At 44.3% G+C, this 9,253-nt stretch carries 4 protein-coding genes; all 4 read left to right on the top strand.

Annotation, left to right across the window (positions count from 1 at the left end):
• Positions 1 to 109 precede the first annotated feature (109 nt).
• Positions 110 to 2,356, top strand: a complete 2,247-nt coding sequence (locus tag Q1W14_RS21425; protein ID WP_300704866.1) for a DUF5703 domain-containing protein — start codon at positions 110 to 112, stop codon at positions 2,354 to 2,356.
• 254 nt (positions 2,357 to 2,610) lie between these two features.
• Positions 2,611 to 5,040, top strand: coding sequence for a glycoside hydrolase family 95 protein (locus Q1W14_RS21430; protein ID WP_300704868.1), 2,430 nt, complete (start codon positions 2,611 to 2,613; stop codon positions 5,038 to 5,040).
• A gap of 19 nt (positions 5,041 to 5,059) precedes the next feature.
• Positions 5,060 to 8,341 (top strand): glycoside hydrolase family 2 protein, encoded by a 3,282-nt coding sequence (locus Q1W14_RS21435; RefSeq protein ID WP_300704869.1) that lies wholly within the window; start codon positions 5,060 to 5,062, stop codon positions 8,339 to 8,341.
• A gap of 21 nt (positions 8,342 to 8,362) precedes the next feature.
• On the top strand, positions 8,363 to 9,253 hold an 891-nt coding region (locus tag Q1W14_RS21440; protein ID WP_300704871.1), incomplete at its 3' end, for a glycoside hydrolase family 71/99-like protein.

The following is a 9,253-nucleotide window of genomic DNA, read 5'->3' on the forward strand; positions in this document are numbered from 1 at the left end:
GATTCTTTTTATTTTCGATTAAGGCAAAATTAATCCATTCCTTAAGGGGAGTGGATTAATTTTGTTTCATCAAAGAAGATGATATTGCAAATCTAATAGTATTTAAACCATGAAAAACAAATTCTTCCTTCGGGGACTATGCTTCTTACTCTTAATAGGCGGACTGCATGGGATTTCCGCTAAAAATGAATTGCCGGTTGATGTACTGAAACAGCTGAACCAGTACAATGTAGTTTGGAGTACACCAAGCATTACCGGTTCTATGGAATCTATGCCATTGGGTAATGGTGACATCACTGCAAATGTCTGGATAGAAAAAGGAGGTGATTTACTCCTTTATATTGGCAAATCGGATACTTGGAGTGAAGCTATGCGGTTATTGAAAATAGGCCGTGTCCGGATAAAACTTTCTCCTAATCCTTTTGCAGAAACTACTCGTTTCTCACAGGAACTTAACTTGCATAAAGGAGAAATCAATGTTACTACAGGTGTAAAAGGGAATGAAACGCGTATCAAACTTTGGATAGATGCCAATCAATCGGTAATCCGTATTGAAACGGTTTCTGATAAAGCCATTTCTATCAGTTGCACCACTGAACTGATGCGCCCGCAACATTTTACTTTGAAGAGTGGAGAGGATGCCTTGGCTTCCAGCTTCCGGGGCTTGCTCGATAGTCCTGTACGACCTTCGGAGAGTGCCGACGTTTTAGTGCGGAAGGCTGACCGGATACAGTGGTATCATCGTAATCAAAGCTCTTTCTTCGACGCTATCCTCACTTATCAGAATGTTCCGGAACTGATAGGAAAATATTCTGATCCTTATATGAACCGGACATTCGGTGCTTCTATTATTGGCGAGGATATGCGCCCGCAGAATGATAGTACGCTTATCTCTACCGAAGTAGTCAGAAAGCAACTTATATCCATCTATCCCTACACGGCACAAACCGCTACTGCTGAAGAATGGGATGCTCAATTGGAAAATCTCATTAAAGCTCTTAACCAAGTATCACCGGCTGCTTCATATAAGAAGCATCTACAGTGGTGGGATCTGTTATGGAATCGTAGTTGGGTATTCCTCTCAGGTGACAAGGATGCCGAAATGGTAACAAGGGCTTACTTATTACAGCGTTTTATGATGGCTTGCCAGAGTCGGGGAACATATCCGGTCAAGTTCAATGGTGGAAACTTCACCTTCGACTACAAAGGTAAAAACGGCGATTACCGTACATGGGGCCCTGGTTATTGGAATCAGAATTGTCGGCTTTACTATTGGCCGCTCGCAGCATCCGGGGATTTTGACTTGAAGAAGCCTTGGTTTGATATGTACCTCAACATGTTACCTCTTCAAACTGATATTACCCGCATTTATTATGGGCATGAAGGTGCATTCTTCCCCGAAACGCTGAACTTCTTCGGTATGTATATTCAAGACGATTGGGGATGGAACAATAAGGGCAAAGCTCCACAGACACGTTGGATACGTTATCACTATTCAGGAGCTTTGGAACTACTTGCCGAAATGCTTGAGTGTTATAGTTATACAAAAGATGAAGCATTCGCCCGTCACTATATTGTTCCGTTTGCTACCCAAGTAATCCGTTTCTTCTATCAACATTGGCCGCAAATAGAACAAAAGCTGCGTTTCATTCCGGCAAATGCCCTTGAACAGTTCTGGGATTGCCTGAATCCCATGGACTATATCGCCGGTTTGCAATACGACATCTCTCAATTGACCGAACTGCCTGCGAGTCTTGTAGAGCCTGCACTCCGCAAGGAGTGGATCGAATGCCTGCAAGCATTGCCGCCTCTGCCAAAGACACACGATGGTAAGAGATTGCTACCTGCCGAAGAGTTTGGAGAGGGGCGTAATTTCGAGAACCCCGAATGCTACGCCATCTTTCCTTATAAAATCTACGGACTAGGGCGTCCCGGGCTGGATGTTGCTTTGAATACTTTTGCTCATCGTAAGTTCAATCAAACCACTTGTTGGTCGCAAGACCCTATTCAGGCTCCTTTGCTGGGACTAGCAGAAGAAACCAAAGAATATCTGTTGAAAAACGTTCGTGCCATTGATCCTGAAGTACGATTCCCGGTATTCTGGAAGCCGGGGAGTGACTATATTCCCGATCTAGACAATGGCGGTGCCTTTACAATCGGTTTACAAAACATGCTTTTACAGAATGTTGGAAAACAGATTCTTGTTTTGCCTGCATTCCCTGACACATGGAAGGTTGATTTCAAACTTCATGCGTATGATAACACCACCGTCCGAGTAAAAGCTGATGGAAAGAAGATGGTGCAACTGAATGTGTTACCTAAAGCAAGAGAACAAGATGTGATCCTCTATAAATAGGAGGTTATTTTGCCGATTATTGCCAAGCTGTTGGCAAGCCTTTGCCTGCTTGTTGGCAAACTGTTGTCTATTTGTTGGCAAGAGCTTGCCAACGAGTAGGCAATAACACTAATAGCCTTGCCTGAATTTCGGTGTAAAACTTTGCGAAAGCTGATTTTTAATTCTTTTTTAAGTGCATTTTAAGGTGAAATTTTTCTTATTATTAAGTAGATGCGCTTTACTTTGCAATTCGTAAAACTGTAAATTAATGCATCATGAGAAACCGTTTAATAATCGTACTTTTATTCATTGCTTGTTGCATAAACACAAAAGCTGATGATTTGAAGATGTGGTATCGCCAGCCGGCTAAAGTTTGGACCGAAGCATTGCCTTTGGGTAACTCACATCTGGGTGCCATGGTATATGGCGGAGTTGTAAACGAAGAGATACAACTGAATGAAGAAACTCTGTGGGGTGGAGGTCCTCATCGGAATGATAATCCGAAAGCTTTGGATGTATTGCCTCAAGTACGTGAACTGATCTTTGCAGGTAAAGAGAAGCAAGCCGAGAAGCTTCTGGCTGAAAACTTCTTCACCGGGCAGCAGGGGATGCCCTTTCAAACTATCGGCAGCCTGATGCTTGAATTCAATGGGCATGACGGATATACCGATTATCGCCGTGAACTGGATTTAGAGAGAGCGGTTGCCTCCGTTAAATATAAGATAGGGGATGTGACTTATACTCGTACCCTTTTTACTTCGCTTGCCGATAATGCACTGATTATCCGCATCGAGGCAGATAAACCCGGTGCAGTAAACTTCAAAGCTCGCTACAGTTCTCCTTTTAAAGAATATACAGTAAAGAAGAATGGGAAGAACTTGCTTTTATCAGGCAGAGGTTCGGCGCACGAGGGCATTCCGGGAGCTATCCGTTTTGAAACCCGTACACAAATCAAAACAGAGAAAGGCAAAGCAAACGTTGAAAACGATTGTATCGAAGTGAAAGGTGCTGATGCCGCTGTAATCTATGTAACAGCCGCTACCAACTACGTAAATTATAAAGACGTAAGTGGCAATGAAACCAAGCGTGCCACCGAATCTATGGCAAAGGCTATGAAGAGCCCCTATCAGCAGTCTTTGAAATCCCATGAAGAAGCCTATCAGAAACTTTTCGGCAGAGTGTCCTTGAATGTGGGCACTTCGAGCCAAGAGGAGACTTCCTACCGTGTGAAGCACTTCAAAGAAGGAAAAGACTTGGGATTAGTAGCACTGATGTTCCAATTCGGTCGCTATCTGTTGATCTCTTCTTCGCAACCCGGAGGACAACCTGCCGGACTGCAAGGCATTTGGAACCATGAACTGCTTGCTCCCTGGGATGGGAAATATACCATCAATATCAATACGGAAATGAATTACTGGCCTGCCGAAGTCACCAACTTGACAGAGATGCACCAGCCTCTTTTCCAAATGGTGAAAGAACTTTCCGAGTCGGCACAAGGAACTGCACGTACTTTGTATAATTGCAAAGGCTGGGTAGTGCATCACAATACCGACCTTTGGCGAATAGCCGGACCTGTGGATGGTGCATCCTATGTTTGGCCTTTGGGAGGTGCCTGGCTGAGTCAGCACCTATGGCAACATTATCTCTATACCGGCGATCAGAGTTTCTTGAAGTCAGCTTACCCTGCATTGAAGGGAGCAGCCGATTTCTTCCTCGACTTCCTGGTAGCACATCCCCAATATGGCTGGATGGTTTGCGCCCCTTCCATGTCTCCCGAACAAGGCCCTCCGGGAACAGGTACCATGATTACTGCCGGTTGCACAATGGATAATCAGATTGTATTGGATGCACTAAGCTCTGTTCTGAAAGCGACCCAATTACTCTATCCGGAGAATACCGCTTATTGCGACTCGCTGAAAAGCATGATCAACCGTCTACCACCTATGCAGATAGGTCAGCATAACCAGTTGCAAGAGTGGCTCGCCGATGTGGATGATCCGAATAACGACCATCGCCATGTTTCCCATTTGTATGGCCTCTATCCTAGTAATCAGATTTCCCCATACTCAAATCCGCAATTATTCCAGGCTGCCAAGCGTTCACTGCTCTATCGGGGTGATATGGCTACCGGATGGTCTATCGGCTGGAAGATTAATCTTTGGGCACGTCTGCTCGATGGCAACCATGCTTATAAGATCATCAAGAACATGCTGAATCTGGTGGAAGAAGGCAATCCCGACGGACGTACCTATCCGAACTTGTTCGATGCTCATCCGCCTTTCCAGATTGATGGAAACTTCGGATTTACAGCCGGTGTAGCCGAGATGCTTCTTCAAAGTCATGATGAGGCTTTGCACTTGCTTCCGGCTTTGCCCGAAGATTGGAACCGTGGCAGCGTGAAAGGCTTGGTAGCCCGTGGTGCGTTCGAGGTAAATATAGATTGGGATGGGGGAGAACTGACTTCCGCTACAATAACCTCCCGCATTGGCGGTAATCTGCGTATTCGTTCATACGTGCCTTTGGAAGGTGCCGGACTACAGATGGCAGTTGGCGCAAATTCCAATACTTTAATGGAAAACGGAGATATTAAAGAACCGTTGCTTGCTTCAGGATTGAAAGCTCAATATCCTATGTTATATCATATTTACGAATATGACATAACAACTCAGGCTGGCGGTAAATACGAAGTTCATAGAGCAAAATAAACTAATAATAAAACAATAGATGAGAAAGAATGCGATAATCCTACTGCTATTGATGTGGTGGGTAGTAGATGCTTTTGCCGGTACCCCGGTAAATTATCCATGGGTTTTCAATCCCAAAGGAGGTATGGTTAATAGTGAAGAGAAAGGGTATAGGGAAGAAATATGCTTGAACGGAACCTGGAAGTTTATGCCGGTGTATAGCGACAATATGGCGGATTTCCGTTTGCCGGGACAATTCAGTTGGGAGCAAACTCCAATAAAGATCCCTTCTCCCTGGAATGTGAATGCCTTTACCGATGGACGTGGAGGAGATTTCTTGGCTTATCCTAGCTATCCCAAACAGTGGGAAAAGGCCCAAATGGGCTGGATGCAGAAGAAAATACAGGTTCCTGCCGATTGGAACGGGAAACATACAGTGCTGCATTTCGGTGCTGTAATGGGCAAAACCCAAGTGTATGTGAACGGTAAACTGGCGGGAGAAAACTTTGAATTGTTCCTACCTTTCGAACTGGATGTTACTTCTTTGTTGAAGCCCGGTCAGGAAAATGAAATTCTGGTAGGTGTAGCCAAAGCAAGCCTACTTGACGACCGTGGCAAGTATGGACGCCGCACGTATGTGGGCGGTTCTATGTGGGGTATTGAGATGGCAGGTATCTGGCAGGATGTATTCTTGCTGGCATCGGCTCCGGTATATGTTTCGGATGTATTTGTTCAGCCCGATCCTGAAAAGAAAGTATTGGCTGTAGAACTTGAAATTAGTAATACTACTGCTCAGAAGCAAGTGGTGAGTGTAGATGGAGAAGTGCGCCGTTGGTACAGCACGGCCGGACGTAGTGTACACGAAGTACCTATGGAAAGCGGTGCTTTAGAAAAAGAAGCCTCTCTGAACTTCGCCACTCAAAAGAAAGTAGAATTACCTGCCGGAGCATCTGTAAAGGTACGCCTTGAAAAGTCGAATGTAGAAGGACTGGAATATTGGACACCCGATACTCCTAATCTTTACGGTCTGATAGTAAGCGTAGGCGATAAAAAACAAACACTGGATAAGAAGTACCAACGTTTCGGTTGGAGAATCTTCCGTACTGAAGGCAGTCGTTTATTATTGAATGGTAACCCGATACAGTTAAAAGGTGATTCCTGGCATTTCACGGGTGTACCGCAAATGACACGTCGCTATGCTTGGGCATGGTTTAATATGCTGAAGAATACTAATGCCAATGCTGTTCGTTTCCATGCACAACCTTATCCGTCTTTCTATATGGATGTAGCCGATGAAATGGGTATTTGTGTACTGGATGAAACCGGTATCTGGTCGAGTGATGGTGGACCGAAGATTGATTCGGAAGACTATTGGGAGAGCTGCGTGGAGCATATCCGCCGTTTGGTTAAACGTGATAAGAATCATCCTTCTGTTTTCGGTTGGAGTGTTTGTAATGAAACGGTTCCCGTAGCCGTTAATGTGTTCAAGGCACCCGAATCATTAGTAGAACGTCAGTTGCAGGAAATCAACCGTTGGGTGAAAACAGTACAAGACGCTGATCCCACTCGTAATTGGATTTCAGGAGATGGTGAAACAGACCGTCCTACAGATTTACCTACCGTCATTGGACATTATGGTGGTATGGATGGCATGAAACATTGGTCTTCTCAAGGAAAACCCTGGGGAATTGGTGAACAGAGTATGGCTTATTACGGAACTCCGAAGCAAGCATCGGTTTATAATGGTGACCGTGCCTACGAAAGCATGCAGGGACGTATGGAAGCTATCGCTAAAGAAAGCTACGGATTGATAAAGACGCAACGCGAATTGAATGCTTCGTATTGTACTGTCTTCAATTTAGCTTGGTACGCCTTGAAACCTTTGAACTTGGGCTTGGCAGATACAACTCGCGATTCACAACCTACAGATGGTATCTTCTTCGGTTTCAAAGAAGGAGCTTATGGCATGCAGCCTGAACGTCTTGGTCCCTATACCACTACTTTGAATCCCGGATACGATGATTCATTGCCTCTTTATGAAGCATGGCCCATGTTGGATGCCTTGCGTTGTGCATACGCTACTCCGATTCTACCTTGTCCGGTATGGCCTGAAGGAAAACCGGCTCCCGCTAAAGAGAAGGCAGCAGCTATAGACAACGTATTCGTATTTGCCTCAAACGGTGAATTGCAGGAACAACTGGAAGGATTGGGAGTGAAGGTCGTTCCTAATGGTATAGCTACTTCTAGTTCACTACTCTTTGTGGATGCTGCCAATTTCCCGAAAGAGAAACAACAACTCGCTCTGTTGCAAAAGAACTTGTTGTCAGGTGCCAAGGTGGTAATTCTGCACTTGAATAAAGAAACCTTGGACGCAGTGAATGCTATACTGCCTTATCCGGTGGAACTAGGAGAACGGAATGCTACTTCTTTCCTTATCAACAAAGATGCTACGGCTATGCAAGGTCTGAGCCATGCCGATTTCTATTTCTCTGAACTGTTGGCTCGTGACAAGAGCGCTATGCAATATGGTATGGAGGGAGACTTTGTTTATAAAGCTACTCCTGTTCTGAATGCTTGCAATACCGAATGGCAACGTTGGAACTATCGTGCGGAAACGTCAAAAACAGGTGATGTCTATCGTAGTGAACGTGAGGCAAAAGGACCCAGTATGGTTATTGCCACTTTGAAAGAAGGCAATAAAGACATCACTCTTTCTACACTCGATTTAAGCAATATCCGTTTGGAGACACAGTCATTGCTCAATCAGTTATTAACTAATATCGGTGTAACGATCTCTAATGAAAACCTTTTGTCCATGCAAGCATTGGATGCCAACTATAAGTTGCATCGTGCACTGATGTATGGCCCGGTAGAAGGTGAGAATCCAATAGATGCATCGAGTATTAAACCGGAACTGAATATGAAGAGTGGACAAGCTGTTTGGAAAGTGGCAACTGCCGATAACAACGGACGTTTTGCTATTCCCGGTAGCCGTGAAAATAGAAAACAGTCTGCTTATCTGAGCTTTTGGATTTACAGTTCACGTTCTTTGAGTGACTTGTTGATAGAGCCCGATATGCCAAGTTTGGATATGCTGATTGGTACTGAGAAACCAGTATCTTTCTGGCTGAATGGTAAACAAGTTAATTTACCCGCAGCGGTAAATGGTGAAGTGAAAGTTCCGAATGTCTTCCTTGAGAAAGGATGGAACCACTTAATTCTAAAGATGGACAAACGCAATGAAGCTGCTTCATTGGAAGTACGTTTCCATTCGGCGGATAATGGTTTTATGAAGAAAATGCTTTCTTCGGTTGTAAAGTAAGTAAACATTAAAATATAGGTTATGGTAAAGAGGTCTAGTTGGTTTATCATCTTGTTCATGTTTTCAATAGGTATTTTTGCACAATCCGGCAAACAATATAACTCGTACAAAGGATTGGTTATGGCCGGTTATCAGGGGTGGTTTAACGCCCCTGACGACGGTGCAAACCGGGGATGGTATCATTACAAAGGTCGCAACGGTTTTCGTCCGGGCTCCTGCTCCATTGATATGTGGCCGGATGTATCGGAGTATAAGAAGCTGTATAAGACCGAGTTTACTTTTGCGGATGGCAAGCCGGCTTATGTGTTTTCATCCAACGATGAATCGACGGTAGATACTCATTTCAGATGGATGAAAGAGTATGGACTGGATGGCGTATTCATGCAGCGTTTCGTAGGTGAGGTACGTGGTGAAAGTGGTTTGAAGCATTTCAATAAAGTGCTGAATTCAGCAATGAATGCCGCAAATAAATATGAAAGAGCCATCTGTGTGATGTACGACCTGAGTGGGATGAATCCCGGTGATGAACAGACTGTATTGAGAGATATTGCTGATATAGCTCAACGTCATTCTTTGAAAGATCATGTAAAGAATCCATCTTATCTGTATCATAATGGAAAACCATTGGTTACGATTTGGGGAGTAGGTTTCAATGATAAACGCCGTTACGGATTAAAAGAAGCGGAAGCTATTGTCAACGGTTTGAAAGAACAAGGTTTCAGTGTGATGCTGGGCGTACCGACTCATTGGCGTGAACTTTCCAGTGATACAGAATCAGATCCTCGTCTGCACGATTTGATTAAGAAGTGTGATGTTGTTATGCCTTGGTTTGTTGGTCGCTATAACGAAAGCTCGTATTCTCGTTATCAGAGTTTGATAAAGCAAGACATCCAGTGGGCAAAGCAAAACAAA

It is taken from the genome of Bacteroides sp., assembly GCF_030151085.1.
In the GTDB taxonomy this organism is placed as follows: domain Bacteria; phylum Bacteroidota; class Bacteroidia; order Bacteroidales; family Bacteroidaceae; genus Bacteroides.

Bases quoted from the DNA above. Each gene is read 5' to 3' on its own strand.
- Q1W14_RS21435 (WP_300704869.1), top strand. From the start codon at position 5,060: ATGAGAAAGAATGCGATAATCCTACTGCTATTGATGTGGTGGGTAGTA.
- Q1W14_RS21425 (WP_300704866.1), top strand. From the start codon at position 110: ATGAAAAACAAATTCTTCCTTCGGGGACTATGCTTCTTACTCTTAATA.
- Q1W14_RS21430 (WP_300704868.1), top strand. From the start codon at position 2,611: ATGAGAAACCGTTTAATAATCGTACTTTTATTCATTGCTTGTTGCATA.